The sequence below is a fragment of the Acidimicrobiales bacterium genome, assembly GCA_035630295.1.
In the GTDB taxonomy this organism is placed as follows: Bacteria; Actinomycetota; Acidimicrobiia; order Acidimicrobiales; family Iamiaceae; genus Iamia.
In genome coordinates, this window is the sequence record DASQKY010000042.1 from 1 (window position 1) to 16,356 (window position 16,356).

13 protein-coding genes are annotated in these 16,356 nt (G+C 73.1%); 8 read left to right on the forward strand and 5 right to left on the reverse strand.

From position 1 onward, the window contains the following. The 5 genes from VEW93_10295 to dnaA form a co-directional block, all read right to left on the reverse strand. Nucleotides 1-1,857: DNA gyrase subunit B (locus VEW93_10295; GenBank protein HYI62181.1), on the reverse strand; the 1,857-nt coding region annotated here is incomplete at its 3' end. A 221-nt stretch (nucleotides 1,858-2,078) separates the two neighbouring features. Continuing rightward, complete coding sequence (locus VEW93_10300) at nucleotides 2,079-2,429, reverse strand: DUF721 domain-containing protein (protein HYI62182.1); 351 nt, start codon at nucleotides 2,427-2,429, stop codon at nucleotides 2,079-2,081. A gap of 56 nt (nucleotides 2,430-2,485) precedes the next feature. Continuing rightward, entirely contained in the window at nucleotides 2,486-3,565 is a 1,080-nt protein-coding gene (gene recF / locus VEW93_10305; protein ID HYI62183.1) for a DNA replication and repair protein RecF, read from the reverse strand. A gap of 23 nt (nucleotides 3,566-3,588) precedes the next feature. After that, nucleotides 3,589-4,680, reverse strand: a complete 1,092-nt coding sequence (gene dnaN / locus VEW93_10310; protein HYI62184.1) for a DNA polymerase III subunit beta — start codon at nucleotides 4,678-4,680, stop codon at nucleotides 3,589-3,591. A gap of 349 nt (nucleotides 4,681-5,029) precedes the next feature. Then, complete coding sequence (gene dnaA / locus VEW93_10315) at nucleotides 5,030-6,472, reverse strand: chromosomal replication initiator protein DnaA (GenBank protein HYI62185.1); 1,443 nt, start codon at nucleotides 6,470-6,472, stop codon at nucleotides 5,030-5,032. Between the two features lie 416 nt (nucleotides 6,473-6,888). On the opposite strand from dnaA, the gene rpmH reads away from it, so the two are divergent. From rpmH to VEW93_10355, 8 genes are all read left to right on the forward strand, one after another. Further along, nucleotides 6,889-7,023 (forward strand): 50S ribosomal protein L34, encoded by a 135-nt coding sequence (gene rpmH / locus VEW93_10320; protein HYI62186.1) that lies wholly within the window; start codon nucleotides 6,889-6,891, stop codon nucleotides 7,021-7,023. Then, entirely contained in the window at nucleotides 7,023-7,355 is a 333-nt protein-coding gene (locus VEW93_10325; GenBank protein ID HYI62187.1) for a ribonuclease P protein component, read from the forward strand. The genes rpmH and VEW93_10325 overlap by 1 nt, the downstream gene beginning before the upstream one ends. After that, nucleotides 7,352-7,615: a membrane protein insertion efficiency factor YidD gene (yidD, locus tag VEW93_10330; protein HYI62188.1), complete on the forward strand. Its 264-nt coding sequence runs from the start codon at nucleotides 7,352-7,354 to the stop codon at nucleotides 7,613-7,615. Before VEW93_10325 ends, yidD begins: the two co-directional genes overlap by 4 nt. Then, entirely contained in the window at nucleotides 7,615-8,814 is a 1,200-nt protein-coding gene (gene yidC / locus VEW93_10335; protein HYI62189.1) for a membrane protein insertase YidC, read from the forward strand. Before yidD ends, yidC begins: the two co-directional genes overlap by 1 nt. A gap of 4 nt (nucleotides 8,815-8,818) precedes the next feature. Then, nucleotides 8,819-9,823 carry an RNA-binding cell elongation regulator Jag/EloR gene (jag, locus tag VEW93_10340; GenBank protein HYI62190.1) on the forward strand — a complete coding sequence of 335 codons (1,005 nt, stop codon included), beginning with the start codon at nucleotides 8,819-8,821 and terminating at the stop codon, nucleotides 9,821-9,823. Nucleotides 9,824-9,853: 30 nt separating this feature from the next. Next, nucleotides 9,854-10,495, forward strand: coding sequence for an RsmG family class I SAM-dependent methyltransferase (locus VEW93_10345; protein ID HYI62191.1), 642 nt, complete (start codon nucleotides 9,854-9,856; stop codon nucleotides 10,493-10,495). 4,095 nt (nucleotides 10,496-14,590) lie between these two features. Beyond that, nucleotides 14,591-15,346 carry an AAA family ATPase gene (locus VEW93_10350; protein ID HYI62192.1) on the forward strand — a complete coding sequence of 252 codons (756 nt, stop codon included), beginning with the start codon at nucleotides 14,591-14,593 and terminating at the stop codon, nucleotides 15,344-15,346. Next, nucleotides 15,333-16,223, forward strand: a complete 891-nt coding sequence (locus VEW93_10355) for a ParB/RepB/Spo0J family partition protein (GenBank protein ID HYI62193.1) — start codon at nucleotides 15,333-15,335, stop codon at nucleotides 16,221-16,223. The genes VEW93_10350 and VEW93_10355 overlap by 14 nt, the downstream gene beginning before the upstream one ends. The last annotated feature ends 133 nt before the right edge of the window (nucleotides 16,224-16,356 follow it).

The following is a 16,356-nucleotide window of genomic DNA, read 5'->3' on the forward strand; positions in this document are numbered from 1 at the left end:
CATCAGCGTGGAGATGGCCGTGTCGGCCAGCATCGCCTGCTCGACGTTGACCTGGAGCAGGGTCCGGCTGGAGACGTCCATGGTGGTGGCCTTGAGCTCCTGCCAGTCCATCTCGCCCAGGCCCTTCAGCCGGGCGAACTCCTTCTTGTGGCCGGGGTTCTCGGCCAGGAACCCGGCCTTGGCCGCGTCGTCCTTCAGGTACACCTTCTCCTTGCCCACGACCGTGGAGTACAGCGGGGGCTGGGCGATGTACACGTGGCGGTGCTCGACCAGGTCCTTCATGTGGCGGAAGAAGAACGTGAGCAGGAGGGTGCGGATGTGGCTGCCGTCGACGTCGGCGTCGCACAGGAGGATGACCCGGTCGTAGCGGATCTTCTCCACGTCGAACTCGTCGGCGCCGAAGCCCGCGCCGATGGCGGAGATCAGGGCCTGGATCTCGTTGTTCTTGAGCATCTTGTCGAGGCGGGCCCGCTCGACGTTGAGGATCTTGCCCCGGATGGGGAGGATGGCCTGGGTGCGGGGGTCGCGGGCGTCCACCGCGGAGCCGCCGGCCGAGTCGCCCTCCACGATGAACAGCTCTCGCTCGGAGCGGTCCTTGGCCGAGCAGTCCTTGAGCTTGTCGGGCATGCCGGCCCCGTCGAGCAGGGTCTTGGACCGGATGACGTCGCGGGCCTTCTTGGCCGCCATGCGGGCCTGGCTGGCCGCCACCGCCTTCTTGACCACCTTGTTGGCCTCGGTGGGGTTCTCCTCCAGCCAGGCCGCCAGGTGGTCGTTGGTGGCCTTCTGGACGAGGGTCTTGATGCTGGTGTTGCCCAGCTTGGCCTTGGTCTGGCCCTCGAACTGGGGGTCGCGCAGGCGGACCGAGATGATGCAGGTGAGGCCCTCGCGGATGTCCTCCCCCATCAGGTTGGGGTCCTTCTCCTTGAGCGTGTTGCGGGCCCGGGCGTACTTGTTGACCGCGGTGGTCAGCGCGGCCCGGAAGCCCTCCACGTGGGTGCCGCCCTCGGGGGTGTTGATCCCGTTGGCGAAGGAGTGGATGCCGTCGGTGTTGTAGCCGTTGCTCCACTGGAAGGCCACCTCGACCTCGGAGTCGTCGCTGCCGTCCTCGTACGACCCGACCTTGGAGAACAGCGCCTCCTTGGTCTTGTTGATGTGCTTCACGAAGTCGACGATGCCGCCGGCGTAGCAGTAGGTGACCGGGGTGGGGTCGTGCTCGGGCCGCTCGTCGTGGAAGCGGATCTCCAGGCCCCGGTTGAGGAAGGCCATCATCTGCAGGCGCTCGAGGATGGTGCGGCTGCTGAACTCGAGGGTCTCGAACACGGTCCCGTCGGGCCAGAACGTCACCGCCGTGCCGGTGCGGCCGCGGGGCGACTCCCCCACCACCAGCAGCTTGCCCTGGGGCTTGCCGCCGTCGGCGAACTCGATGCGGTGGTGCTGGCCGCCGCGGTCGACCTCGACCACCACCCGCCGGGACAGCGCGTTGACCACCGACACGCCCACGCCGTGGAGCCCACCGGAGACCTTGTAGCCCTCGCCGCCGAACTTGCCGCCCCCGTGCAGCTTGGTGAGGGCGATCTCGACGCCGGACATCTTGTGCTGGGGGTGGATGTCGGTGGGGATGCCCCGCCCGTCGTCGACCACCCGGCAGCCGCCGTCGGCCAGCAGGGTGACGTCGATGCGGGTGGCGTGGCCGGCCATGGCCTCGTCCACCGAGTTGTCGACCACCTCCCACACGCAGTGGTGGAGGCCGGTGGGGCCGGTGCTGCCGATGTACATGCCGGGGCGCTTGCGCACGGGGTCGAGGCCCTCGAGCACGGTCATGTCCTTGGCCCCGTAGGAGCCCTCGTTCTGCGCCACGGCGCGACCTCTCAGGAGATGGGGGTGAGCAGGCGGCTCACACGGAGCGTGCGGGGTCGCCAGGACCCGGTCTGACCGCTGTCCACCGGGGCCTGACCAGGGTGCGAGGCCTTGTGGGGACTGGCGATCACGATGCGGGCAGCTTACCAGGAGGGGCCGGTCGCGGGGTGCATCCGCAGCGCTCCGGCGGCCCCGGCCCGGGCCCGCTGACCAGGGCCGGGTCAGGCCCCGGGAGGGCTCCCGGGAGGTGCCGTCCGGGCCTGGAGGGCAGTGACGACACCGGGCCCGAGGAGGGGGGCCAGGCCCTCGACCACGGCCGACTCCAGCCACCGGGCCTGCCCGGTCCAGACCGGGTCGCTGGCCTGGACCACCAGCACCCCGTCCCGCACCGCGGTGGGGCGCAGGGCCCGGGCCGCCGCCGGGCCCACCAGGTCGGGCCAGGCCCGGGCCACCACCTCCAGGGTGGTGGCCGGCGGGGCCCCCAGCCCGGCCAGCACTCGGTCCAGCGCCTCGGACAGGCGGGCCGGGCGCGACCCGGCGCCGTCACCGGCTCGGCTCGTCCGTGGGGGCACGGGAGCGAGTCTCGCACGCCCCGCCCCCATCCCGTCCTGGGGCGCCCGGCAACGGATCAACCGTCGGCCACCACCTGCCCGGCGGCGATGCGGAGCACCAGGTCGGGGCGGCTGTCGGGGGGGAGCACGGCCGCGGTGGTGATGATGGTCTGGCCCGGCGGCAGGTGGGCCAGGAGGCCGGCCGAGCGGTCGGGGTCGAGCTCGGAGAACACGTCGTCGAGGAGGAGGAGCGGCGGGGTGTCGAGCACCTGGGCCACGCGGCGGGCGGCGGCCAGGCGCAGGGCCAGGGCCAGGCTGCGCTGCTCGCCCTGCGAGGCGTGGGTCCGGGCCGGCATGCCGGCCAGGTCCACGCCCAGCTCGTCGCGGTGGGGGCCGACCAGGCTCACCCCCCGGCGCAGCTCGTCGACCCGCACCGCGGCCAGGGCGGCGCGCAGGCCGTCGGCCCGCCACGGGGGGGCATAGGCCAGGCCCACGTCACCGGCGCCGGCCAGGTCCCGGTAGGCCACGTCGACCTCGGGCCCCAGGGCGGAGACCAGCGCCACCCGGGCGTCGGCCAGCGCCTCCCCCGCCCCGGCCAGCCGCTCGTCCCACACGTCGAGGGTGGCCTCCACCTCCGGGGTGAGCCGGCCCCCGGACTGCTTGAGCAGGGCCCCCCGCTGGCGGAGGACGCGGTCCAGGTCGTTGCGGGTGGCCTCCAGGCGCGGGTCCAGGGCCACCAGCAGGTCGTCGAGGAAGCGGCGGCGCTCCCCGGGGCCGCCCTTCACCAGCTCCAGGTCGTCGGGGGCGAAGACCACGGCCCGGAAGGCGTCCAGGCCGTCACGGGCCCGGCGCACGGGCTGGCGGTTGACCAGCGTGCGGCTGCGGCCCCCGGGGGCGATCTCGCACTCGACCAGCAGCGACCGCTCCCCCCGCCGCCCCTCGCCCCGCACCACGGCCCGCTCGGCGCCCACCCGGACCAGGGCCTCGGTGGGCGCGGCCCGGAACGAACGGAGCCCACCGAGCCAGCCGATGGCCTCCAACAGGTTGCTCTTGCCCTGGCCGTTGGACCCCACCACGGCCGTCAGGCCCGGGGCCAGGGTGACGTCGGCCTCGGCGTAGCTGCGGAAGTCGGCCAGCCAGACGCGATCGAGCTGCACCGGTCGCCGGGCCCCTCAGGTCGTCAGATGCGGACGGGCATGAGCAGGTACAGGAAGTCCGAGCGACCGGTGGCCCGCAGGACGGCCGGCTTGTTGGCGTCGGTGGTCTCCAGGGCGACCTCGTCGCCGGGGGCCACCTCGATGCCGTCGAGCAGGTACTCGGGGTTGAAGCCCACGGTGAGCTCGGCGCCGTCGAAGGTGGCCTCCACCGCCTCGCTGGCCTGGCCCACGTCCTGGGTGACGGCGTCCAGCTCCAGGCCGCCGGGGCCCATGGTCAGCCGCACCGGGGTGGCCTCCCGGGCCATGAGCCGCACCCGGCGCACGGCGTCGCCCAACGCGGCGCGGGAGACGACCATGCGGTTGGGGTAGCTGGAGGGGATGAGGCCCCGGTAGTTGGGGAACTCGCCCTCGATGAGCCGGGTGGTGACCCGGGTGGAGCCCACCTCGAAGGTTGCCTCGCGCTCCCCCAGCCGGAGGGTCACGTCCTTGTCGTCGTCCAGGGCCCGCACCAGCTCCCGCAGGGCCCGGGACGGCACCAGGACGCTCTGGCCCTCCTCGAGGACGGCGCGGCCCTCCAGGTCGCGGACGGCCAGGCGGTAGGAGTCGGTGGCCACCAGGCGCAGGCCCCCGCTCTCGGCGGCCATGAGCACGCCGGTGAGGATGGGGCGAGCGTCGTCCGAGCTGGCCGCCGGGACCACCTGGGACAGGGCCTCGGACAGGTCGGCGCCGGCCAGGGTGACGGCGTGCTCGGCCGGGGCGCCCAGCCGGGGGAACTCGTCGGCGGGGAGCAGCCGGATGGACGAGGTGAAGCGCCCGGAGGTGATCTGGGCCTCGTCGCCCTCCACCGCGATCTCCACCCGGCCCGAGTCCAGGGACCGCACCACGTCGGAGGCGATCTTGGCCGGCATGACGGCCACGCCGTCGGCCTGGCCCGCCACCTGGGTGGTGACCGACACGGTCAGGTCCAGGTCGCTGCCGGTCAGCCGGAGGGTGTCGCCCTCCAGCTCCAGGCGCACGCCCGACAGCACGGGGAGGGCCCCACCGCGGTTGGCCACGGCTCGCCCCGCGGTGCCGAGGGCCTCCACCAGCTCGTCACGCTCGCAACGGAACTTCACCGTCGTGGCTCGCTTTCTCTGCGGGGTGCAGTCGTCGTCGGGCAGAGGGGCGGCCCGGGGGGTGGGGTGCAATCTCCCACAACATGGTGGAACATCAGGTCATTGGAGTAGGGGTGCCTGTGGATGGTGGACAACTCACCGTCGGCCCTGGTCAGGCCCGGTCGCCGTCGTCCCCCGTCGTCCACAGCGTTCCACAGTCGGCGGCCGGCGCCCGCGGATGGCCCCTCCGTCGTCCACCGCGGGGCCCCGTCGTCCACCGGTGCGTCCACGCCCGGTCCGGAGCTGGCCCACACGGTCGTCCACCGGTCGCCCACAGGCCGCTGGTGACGCCACCGGCCCGCGCCGCCCCTCACACTGAGCCCTTCTTCAGCTCCTGCACGATGGCCTGGACCTGGTGGAAGATGGGCTTCCGCTCGGCCATCAAGTTCTCGATCTTGCTGACCGCGTGCATCACCGTGGTGTGGTCGCGGCCGCCGAACTCCCGGGCGATGGCCGGGTAGCTGAGGTCGGTGAGCTCCCGGATGACGTACATGGCGACCTGTCGGGCCGTCACCAGCGGGCGCCGCCGGCTCTTGCCGGTGATCTCCTCGATGCTGAAGCCGTAGCGCTGCGAGACCTTCTCCAGGATCAGGGCGGGGCTGACGGTGCGGCTGGCGTTGTCGCCGAGGATGTCGGAGAGCACCTGCTCGGCCATGCTGACGCCCAGGTCGCGCTGGTAGAGGTTGGCGTAGGCGGTGACCCGGGTGAAGGCGCCCTCCAGCTCCCGGATGTTGTCGGTGATGTTGGTGGCGATGAACTCGAGGACGTCGTCCGGGACGTCCAGGGGCGCCCGCTCGGCCTTCTTGCGCAGGATGGCCAGGCGGGTCTCGACGTCGGGGGGCTGGATGTCGGTGATCAGGCCCATCTTGAACCGGCTGCGCAGGCGGTGCTCCAGGGTGGCGATGGAGTCCGGGGCCCGGTCGGAGGTGAGGACGATCTGGCTGCGCCGGGAGTGCAGCTCGTTGAAGGTGTGGAAGAACTCCTCCTGGAAGCGCTCGGCCCCCTCGATGAACTGGATGTCGTCCACCAGGAGCACGTCGAGCTGGCGGTAGCGCCGCTTGAAGTCGTTCATCGTCTTCAGCCGGATGCACTCGATGAAGTCGTTCAGGAACCGTTCGGTGGAGACGTAGCGCACCACCTTGCCGGGGTAGTTCTGGGCCACGTAGGTGCGGATCGACTGCAGGAGGTGGGTCTTGCCCAACCCGGCGTCGCCGTAGATGAACAGCGGGTTGTAGGCCCGGCCCGGCGTCTCGGCCACCGCCATCGAGGCCGCGTAGGAGAACCGGTTGGACTGGCCGATGACGAAGTCGTCGAAGGTGTAGACGATGTCGCCACCGGCCTCGGCCCCGGCGCCACCGGCCACCGGGAACGGGGCCGACACCGGGGACCGGGCCAGGTTGACGGTGCCCTGGTCGTCGCGGCCGGTGGCCGCCCCGGATCCGTCCGGCGCGGCCCGGTCGGCGGCCGCGTCCTGCGCGGCGCGCTCCTGGGCCACCACGTCGGGCCCGGCTCGGACCTCGACCACGAGGTTGACGGGGGCGCCGTTGGCCGCCTCGAGGGCCTCGGTGACCAGGGACCGGTAGCGCCCCTGGACCCGGTCGGCGACCACGCCGCTGGGCACGGCGATGACCAGGGTGTCGGTGTCGGCGGAGACGGCCTGGATCCCGTGGAAGGTCGATTTCCACACCCCGTCGGTGACCTGCTCACGCAGGAAATCGCAGCATGTACCCCACAAGCTCTCGGCGTCGCCCACGGCTCGGGTGCCTTCTCTTTCTCCTCGTCCACACGGGGATCCACAGAATGTGGACAACGACTGTTGGAGGCCCGAGGGCCCCGAGTCTGGTCGCTGGGTGCCACCGGTCGTGGCGGGATCGGCCGGTGACGAGGAGCGGACCGTACCACCGCGATCGTGGCCCGTCACACGAGCGCGGACGGCGCTCCGTGCCCCGGTCCGGCGGGGCCGCCGGGGCCGCGTGTTGCCCCTGTTCCCGGGCGGGATCTACCGTTGTCGGCGGTCCCGTGATGTCACGGGGCTGCCGCGCCCGCCCACCGGTCTGGTCGGCGCCGGGGCTGCGGTCCTGGTGGATCGTGTCCGGTCCAGGGTGCTCGACGTCGCCATTCGGCGGGTCGGGCCCGGGAGGAACCCCGCGGTGTCCGAGGAGGAGAGCAGTGAAGCGCACCTACCAGCCCAACGTCCGTCGTCGCTCGAAGCGTCACGGGTTCCGCAAGCGGATGGCGACCCGAGCCGGTCGCGCCGTGATCCGGAGCCGCCGCCAGAAGGGCCGGGCCCGTCTGTCGGCCTGATCGCGCCGCTCCGTGATCGTCGCGTCCTGCGCCTCGTGCGCTCCGAGGGCCACCGAGGCCGGTCCGGCCCGGTGATGGTCCGCGCCACCGGCCCGTCCCCCGACGGCGGGTGCCACGTCGCGTTCGCCATCGGGCGCCGCACCGGCACCGCCGTGGTCCGCAACCGCATCCGGCGCCGCCTCCGGGCCGCGCTCGACGACCTGGCCCGCGACGGCGGCGTCCCACCCGTCGCCCTGCTGGTGACCGCCGGCGCCCCGGCCGCCACCGCGCCCTTCCCCCAGCTCCGCTCCCACCTGGCCCGGGCCATCGCCCGGGCCACGTCCCGCTCGTGACCGCCGCCCCGGCTCCCTCGCCACCGGCCCGCCTGGTGCTGGGCCTCATCCGGGCCTACCAGGCGGTGCGGGCCGGGCGCCCGTCGCCCTGCCGCTTCCAGCCCACCTGCTCCACCTACGCCGCCGACGCCGTCGCCCGCCACGGCGCCGGGCGCGGCTCCTGGTACGCCCTCCGGCGCCTCGGCCGTTGCCACCCCTTCGGCGGGCACGGCTGGGACCCCGTCCCCGACGTCCGCCCGACCGCTGAACGGACCGCCTGATGGACTTCCTGTTCGACACCATCGCCAGCGTCCTGGCCTTCTTCTACGACCTCACCTCGTCGTTCGGGGGGGCGATCCTCCTCCTGACCCTGACGGTCATGGTCGTGGTCACGCCGCTGACCCTCAAGAGCACGCGCTCGATGATCGCCATGCAGCGACTGCAGCCCGAGCTGCGCAAGCTCCAGGCCAAGTACAAGGACGACCGCCAGAAGCTCAACGAAGAGATGATGGCGTTCTACAAGGAGCACAACATCAACCCCCTGGGCGGCTGCCTGCCCCTGGTGGTGCAGATGCCGGTGTTCTTCGTGCTCTACCGGGTGCTGGTGGGCATGGTGAAGCCGCCCTCCTACGGCTACGACATGGGCAGCGCCGTGGGCCTGGCCGCCCGCAACCCCTCCGGGGGCGGCACCTTCAGCGGCTTCGGCACCTTCGACCCCGGCTACCTCGACCACAGCACCGCCCTCTACAAGGCGCTCAACGTGGCCCGGGAGATGAACTCCTTCGGGCTCGACCTGGCCGACACCTTCACCAACCGCCTCTCCGAGGGGCTCCTGCACGCCATCCCCTACCTGATCCTGGTGGTGCTCATCGGGGTGACGGCCTGGTACCAGCAGCGCCAGATCCAGGCCCGCAACTCCGGCAACCAGCCGCAGATCAACCCGCAGCAGCAGATGCTGATGAAGGTCCTGCCGTTCTTCCTGCCGCTGATCTCGCTGACCCTGCCGGCCGGCATCGTCCTGTACTTCCTGGTGTCCAACCTGTACCGGATCGGCCAGCAGGCCTTCATCACCCGCACCATGTACTCCGGGGACAAGGACGGCAGCGCCAAGGGCAAGGGCGGCGGCAAGGGCCGTGGCCCCGTCGGGTCCGGGTCCGACGGGTCGGCCGGCGCCGGCCTCCTCGGAGGCCTGCTCTCGCGGCCCGGCCGGACCCCGGCCGATGACGCCTCGGCCGATGACGGCGCCCCCCCGAAGGGGAGCAGCCGCCCGTCGGGCAAGGGCGGGGCCGGTCGTGCCCCCACCAACGGAGCGAAGACCCCGGCCAAGGGGGGCACCAAGAGCCCCGCCAAGAGCCCGGCCAAGGGAGGCGGAGGCCCGTCGGGCACGACGACCAAGGCCACGGCCCCGGCGCGCCAGGCGCCCAGCCGCACCGCTCCGTCCAACCAGAACCGATCGAAGAAGAAGAGGAAGAGGAACTAGAGCCTTGGAATGGGTTGAGATCACTGGCCGTACCGTCAAGGAGGCCACCGAGCTGGCCCTGGACGAGCTCGGCGTCGACGAGTCGGATGCCGAGGTCCAGGTGCTGGAGGAGCCCCGAGCGGGGCTGTTCGGCCGCACCAAGGGCACGGCCCGGGTCAAGGCCCGCGTCGTCCCCCGGCAGCACCGCCCCAAGCAGGAGAGGCGCGATCGGAAGCGATCCACGGGCAACCGTGGCCGCTCCGGCGGCCGGAACGGCGCCAGCGACACCGCCGACGACGCGGCGCCGGCCGACGACCGGGCCCCCTCGCCGCCCGTCGAGGCCGAGGCCCGCGGTGGCACCCCGCGCTCCGACGACTCGAGCAGCCCGGGCGGTGGTCGTCGGCGCCGCCGCTCCGGCTCCGCCTCGGGCTCGGGCTCCGGGTCCGGCTCCGGCCGGGGCGACGCCGGACGGCGTCCGTCGCGACCCTCCAACGAGGCGGCCCCAACCGCGACCGACGGGCCGACCGGCCCCCAGCAAGGAGACACCGTGGACACCGAGACCATGCCGCTCGACCAGCACGTGGCCATAGTCGAGACCTTCGTGGCCGGGCTGGTCGACGCCTTCGGGCTCGATGGCACCGTCGAGGTCGTCGAGGTCGACGACGAGACCCGGGAGGTGCGGGTGATCGGTGACGACCTCGGGCTCCTCATCGGCCCGCGGGGGCTGACGCTCCAGGCCGTGCACGAGCTGGCCCGCACCGTCGTCTACCGGGCCGCGCCCGACGGCCAGGACGGCCGGGTGCGGATCGACATCGGCGGCTACCGCGAGCGGCGGCGCGAGGCCCTGGAGCGCTTCGCCACGTCGGTGGCCGAGTCGGTGCGTGAGGCGGGCCGGGCCAAGGCCTTGGAGCCGATGTCCCCACCCGACCGCAAGATCGTGCACGACACCGTCAACGGCATCGACGGCGTCCGGACCTCGTCGGAGGGCGAGGAGCCCCGCCGCCGGGTCGTCGTCCATCCCGACGACTGAGCCGGGCCCGCTCGGTGGCTGGCGCGGGGCGTGACCGAGCAGCCTGATCCCGTCGACGTGCCGTCGGCGCTGGCGGCCGCCCTGGGCCGCCAGCGCCAGCGCGACCTGGTCGGCTCCGATCCGATCGAGGCCCAGGTCGGGCACAGCCTCGGGTTCGCCACCGCCCTCGGGCGGGCGCCGGGGCGGGCCCTCGACCTGGGCAGCGGCGGCGGCCTCCCGGGCCTGGTCCTGGCCCTGATGTGCTGGCCCGACACCGAGGTGGTGCTGGTCGACGCCAGCCAGCGCCGGTGCACCTACCTGGAGCTGGTGGTGGACGAGCTGGGCCTCGCCCCCCGGGTCGGTGTGCGGTGGGCCCGGGCCGAGGAGCTCGGCCGCGACCCAGCCTGGCGGGCCGGCGCCGATGCCGTGGTGGCCCGCAGCTTCGGCCCCCCGGCCGTGGTGGCCGAGTGCGCCGCTCCCCTGCTGCGGCCCGGCGGCCACCTGGTGGTGAGCGAACCCCCGGAGGCGCCGGCGGAGCGCTGGCCGCCGGCCGGCCTCGCTCCCCTCGGCCTGGTGCCCGCAGCGGTGGTGGCCGAGGGCGGTGCTCACTACGCCCGGCTCCGCCAGGACGGTCCCTGCCCCGACCGCTTCCCCCGGCGCCCTGGCCTCCCCGCCCGCCGTCCCCTGTTCTGACCTCTGATCCACGGCGACGGGCCCGCCTTGAGATGCCGTGAGCGTGGCGATCCGGGGCCAGCGCCCCCACGGGTCCGGGTACCTGTGGAGAACGGCTCTCGAGCCATCCTGAGCGATGCCCAACAGGACAGTTCATGTCGCTCCCTGGCTTGAGCGGACATCGCTACTGACAAACCGCCATCTGCGGCATCGGTGGATTGAAAGACCGAGCTCTCCGACGACGAGACGCCGTCGGGGGAGGCCCGTTCCCCCCGAGGCGTCGGCAACGGGCCGCCCGCATCGCGCCCGTCCCCCTGGGCCCCGCAGCCCGCAGTCGTGGCCGCGCCGTGCCCCATCCGAGCGATTCGGCACCGACCCCCGACCCGGGCGACCGGGCCGAGGGAGCCGGTGCCGGGCCTGCTCCCCCCTCCGGGTGAGTTGGGCCGAGTGGGCCGGGCACCGGCCCCCGAGCCGAGTGACCGGGGCCGAGGGCGTCGGTTGTGCCCACCCAGGCGAGTTGGCCGAGCGGTCCGGGCCACCGACCCGCCTCTTCACGCGAGCGACCCGGACCGAGCGGGCCGGCACCCGGTCCCGCGGCGCGAGCCGCGACCGTCCCGACCTGCCTTGTCAGGGCTAGGACGACGGGTCCCCTCGCGAGTGGGGAGCGAGGGAGCGGCCAGGCGCGCTGTGGCGCGCCGAGGCCCGGCGGCGGCGGTGCCGGAGCGAGATGTCGGCCAGGAGACGACGGCCAGGGCGCGGCCGCCCCCCCCCGAGCTCGGACCGGCCCGTCCGCTCGACGGCAAGCGGGTGGGGGCGTGTTCGGGCGGCCGCGTTGGCGGTCCGACGCCAGGAGACGACGTCGGATGCGCCCTCGTGCACTGAGCGGGTGCACGCGGGGTGAAGCCGCGGCGTCGCTGCTGAGGGTCCCTGGCAAGGCGCTGGCGAGCGCCTTGCTGATGGCCCAGCGATGTCGACCGCGCCCGGTCGGTGCTCGGGGCGCAGCGACCGAGGGCACCCCCGCGCACGGCGCCCGACCACCCAGTGGGCGTCAGCGCGCGGGCCACCGGGGGCCGTGCCCGGAATCGTGCGGCGCCTCCGACGCGGCGTGGACTCCGGGACGAGGAAGCCGAAGGCCTCGGCGGGCCAGGCGAACCCGGCCTGCTTTGGGCCTGTCGGTGGGTCGCCGGGCCCTGCACTGTGTGGCCCTCCCAGTGGATGACGAAGCCGTGCCGCCCAGTGGCGCATGCATCGTTTGTCAGCTCGGAACGGGGGCCAGCCCCGAGGTGCTTCCGGGGCTTCTGGCGACAGGACCGCCGCCGACGTGGACATGTGCAGTCGGGCTGAGAGCCCGTCGGGCCAGATCATCGGCCCGCGGAGGCCGTCCGGCGGGCCGCTGGCCCCGGCCCATGTTCCACGGGAAACATGACAAGTCGCCGTTGGTCTGGAGCGAGTCCGGGTGGCATGGCAGCTCGGGCAGGTCTACCCGACAGGTTCTTGGCCGAGGCAGCGCCGGTCCAGGTCGCCGCCACAGACAGCGAAGTGGCGGAGGCCCCCGACGCCGCGTCCCAGGCCTTCGTCGAGTCCCCGAGTCGATGACACCCCGATCGATGCCTGTTCTCCCCCCGGCTCACTCCGCGTCTCCGCCGGGCCTGCGGAGAGGCAGTCCGACCCCATGCTGGAAGAACTCGTCCCAGCCCCCGCAACGATGTAGCCGTCGGCGGCGCCTTCTCGATCGTTCACGCCAGCAGGACACCGTGAAACGGAGGCGGCATCTTCCGGCGGGTCCGTGGCCGCCAAGGGAGAAGGTGGGGCGAGCGCAGGCTGGCAGCGATGTCGTCGAGCCGGCAAGCTCAAGTGAGGACGACGCCTGGCGGCGCTCAGGCCGCCGCGCCGCCGTCGCCTTGGGCCCGGTCGATCCCGGCCTTGTCGGCGGGGCGCCGACGGGAGACCGGTGCGCCCCGCTCACGGCTCCGTATGGCACCGTTCGCGGGTGAGCCAGGCCCTGTCTGGCCCGGAGCGTCCTGGCCCTCCGCGGCGGAGGGCCCGGTGCCGGGGCTCGACGGAGGGCTGACGGCCCACCGTCACCGCTGGCGCCCGAGGCTGCGGTCGAACGCCGACCAGTGGCTCCTCCACCGTTCCTCCTGGTCTGCCGCAGTACCACCCCCTTGGCCGTCCCCGCGAGTTCGAACCGATGCCCTTCCACGGGCCGTCCGTGCTGGAGGTGGAGACGAGTGCTGCGCCAAGCGGTGTCGAGGCAGGCATGGCCTGATGCGAATGGTGGGGGTGCGTCACCGCCGGCTCGGCCTCGTCCGGCCTGGCGGGCCCGCCGCCCCGCTCCCCCGGCGGCGGCCCCCGGGCGTCACCGCCGCTGCTGCTGCCCGTTCCGGGGCAGCGTCGGCCCCATGGCCGTTCGGGCCTCGTACCGATACCCAGCCGAGACCGCCAGGGGTCGCCAGCCGAGATCGCCAGGGGTCGCCAGCCGAGATCGCCAGGAATCGGTGGCTGCCCACGGGTCGGGAGGATCAGCGGGCCTCGGCTCCGCGTGCGCCGCTTCTGCCGGCCTTGGGGGGACGGTGGTGCACGCCCTGGCGGCTCGAGGGGGTCTGGGTGCCGGGTGCCGGGTGCCGGGTGCCGGGCGCCGGGGGGCTGGGGTTGGTCTGGGCGCTGAAGTGCCTGTGGTGGCAGGGCGAGGAGCGGGCGCGCGCCGGGCGTGGCGCCCCGCGCCAGGTGCGGTTGGAGAACGATGGTCACCCCCTTCCCGTGGTCTGGCCCCGCGTCCGGCAGCCCGGATGACTCTGACCTGCGAGCCAGATGGGAGCGAGTGCGACGGCATCGTCTCTGGAGGTTGTGAGCCTCGCCCTCGGCCTGCTCGGCACGAATGGTCGATGCTCTCCGCATGGCGGGATCCAGGGGTCGGCCCGGGGAGGGTGCGGTACCCGGACCGCACGGGCGGGCGCCGGCGGCCATCTCCATGGGGCCCGCCGTCTGGGCGGTGGAGACGGGTTTGGCTCGCCGACCGCCGACCGCCGACCGCCGACCGCCGACCGGTGGCCATGGCGTGACAGCGACGGGGCCGCCCGCTCCCGGTCGGTCGCTGGCCCCGGCGCTGATGTGGGTGCCCGCGGGCCCGTCGATGACGGCCCTGACCTGGGTGATGGGAGGACCGATGTCGACATGGCCAAGGTCGACGAACCGAGCTGGTGGGGGAGCGGAGAGGCTCCGCACCGCTCCGCCATCGCCGAAACCCAGGGCACCGGTGAGCGCTCCTCCTCGACTATCAGTGGTGGGGAGCTGACACTCAGGAGTCGAGGAGGTCGACATCGGCGGGGCAGGGCCGGAGCGTCTCGACGGTCCGCATAGCCTCCCCCAGGGCGGTTCCCCCGGCCGCTGAGGCCTGGCCACACCGCACGGGGGACCACATCGCTGCCACCATGACCATCGGGGCCGGGCTCGAAGCCACCGCCGGCCGCCTCCCCTGGGCACCCAAGCGCGCCCGGTGACTCGGCCACCCGTACTGGGAGAGCCCGAGCGGGGGCGCCTGTGGGTCGTCTAGCCCCCCCGGCTGGCCTGGTTTGGTCGGCAGGCCCGACCTGCAGTGGTTGCAGCGCATCCTGGCCGTTCCCGGTCAGCTCGAGTCTGACCAGCGGCGACCGTTCTAGCGACGGTATGGCACGCCATTCACCGACCGGCGACCGATCGGCACCCCGGCGCCAATGTGGCCCCTCTGGGCGGCGCCGTCGCCCGGAGCACCAGGCCGCCCGCCGCTGACTCAAGCGACTGCGAGGCGAGCCGAGGCAGAGCGCACGAAGCGCAGGGCCAGGGAATCGGCTGATGCCGCCCACTGCCCGGTCGTTGCCTAAAGACGTTTCACGTGGAACAGTCGCGATCGGAGGTCGAGGGTCCTTGCCTTCGGGGGCGAGAGGCTGCGAGGATGGCGCCGTGCCATCCACTTCACCGGAGGGGGCCGTGGCTGATCCGGGCCGGGCCATCTTCGAGCAGTTGCGGGCCGCGGGGGAGCCGCCCGCGTCGCCGCCGGCCCCGGCGACCGAAGTCCCGGACCCCGCGCCGGTCGTCCGCGACGCCGCTGACGACCTACCTCGCGATGGCCTGCCCCGGGTGATCGCCATCGCCAACCAGAAGGGCGGCGTGGGCAAGACGACCACGTCGGTGAACCTCGGCGCCTGCCTGGCCGAGATGGGGTACCGGGTCCTGGTGGTCGATCTGGATCCCCAGGGCAACGCCAGCACCGGCTTGGGCATCAACGTCCGGGAGCTTCAGACCTCGATGTACGACGTGATCCTCCACGACGCCCCCATGGAGGACTGCCTCGAGGGGACGGCGGTGCGCAACCTGCTGGTAGCCCCGTCCGCCTTGGACCTGGCCGGGGCCGAGATCGAGCTGGTCCCGGCCTTCAGCCGGGAGATGCGCCTCCGCAACGCCCTGGACCAGGTGCGCGACGACTTCGACTACGTGCTCATCGACTGCCCTCCCTCGCTCGGCCTGCTCACGGTGAACGCCATGGCCGCGGCTGAGGAGGTGCTGGTCCCCATCCAGTGCGAGTACTACGCCCTGGAGGGCCTGGGCCAGCTGATCCGCAACGTCTCCCTGGTACAGAAGAACCTCAACCGCGAACTACGCGTGTCGACCATCGTCCTGGTCATGTACGACGCCCGGACGAAGCTCAGCGACCAGGTGGCCCGTGAGGTGCGCGAGCACTTCGGTGACAAGGTCTGCCGGCAGGTGATCCCCCGGACGGTGCGGCTGTCCGAGGCCCCGTCCTACGGCCAGCCGATCATCACGTTCGACTCCTCCTCGCGGGGTGCTCTGGCCTACCGCGAGCTGGCCCGGGAGGTGAGCCATGGCCCGACGTAGCGGCCTGGGGCGGGGTCTCGACGCCCTGATCCCCGGGTCCGGCGCGGCCGACCCGCCGGCCGAGCCGGCCGCCGGCCTTGGTCTGGCCGAGCTTCCCATCGAGGACATCGAGCCCAACCCCCACCAGCCCCGGGTCCACTTCGACGACGAGAACCTGGCTGCCCTGACGGCGTCGGTGCGGGAGCTGGGCGTCCTGCAGCCCGTCCTGGTGCGTCCGGTGGGGGAGCGCTACGAGCTGATCGCCGGGGAACGCCGGTGGCGAGCCGCTCGCCGGGCCGGCCTGGCCCGCATCCCCGCCGTGGTGCGCACCGTCGATGACGGGGCGTCCCTGGAGCAGGCGGTGGTCGAGAACCTGCACCGGCAGGACCTCAACCCCTTGGAGGAGGCTGGCGCCTACCAGCAGCTCATCGAGGACTTCGGGTTGACCCAGGAGGAGGTGTCCCGCCGGGTCGGTCGATCCCGGTCGGCGGTGGCCAACATCCTCCGCCTCTTCCAGCTCCCACCCTCGGTCCAGCGGATGGTGCGCGACGGGCAGTTGAGCGCCGGTCACGCCCGGGCCCTGCTGGCCAGCCCTGATCGCGCCTTCCAGGAGGTGCTGGCCCGGACCTGCCTCGAGAAGGGCATGACGGTGCGCGATGTGGAAGAGGCCGTGCGGGTCCGCCACGCCGACCCGGAACCTGCCCCGCCGCCGGCCTCACCAGGGACGACGCGCCCAGCCGGCCTCTTGGAGCTGGAAGGCCTGCTGTCGGATCGGCTCGACACCCGGGTGTCGGTCACCATGGGCTCCAAGCGGGGCCGGGTCACGATCGACTTCGCCGACGTCGAGGATCTCGAGCGCATCTACCGGTTGCTGACCGACCCGACCCTGACAGCTTGAGGCTCACGATCGCCGATGGCGGGCCCGTCGCCCGGGCGGTGGGGTTGAACCTCACCTTCCCGGTTTGCCACAGGCTGTGGACAAACTGGTGGAAAAGGTTGACTCTCATCTAGCGCTCGATGGAGGTCCAGGA

What these genes read in the sequence shown, in the direction of transcription:
- VEW93_10355 (HYI62193.1), top strand. Translation starts at nt 15,333, where the DNA reads ATGGCCCGACGTAGCGGCCTGGGGCGGGGTCTCGACGCCCTGATCCCC.
- yidC (HYI62189.1), top strand. Translation starts at nt 7,615, where the DNA reads ATGGACTTCCTGTTCGACACCATCGCCAGCGTCCTGGCCTTCTTCTAC.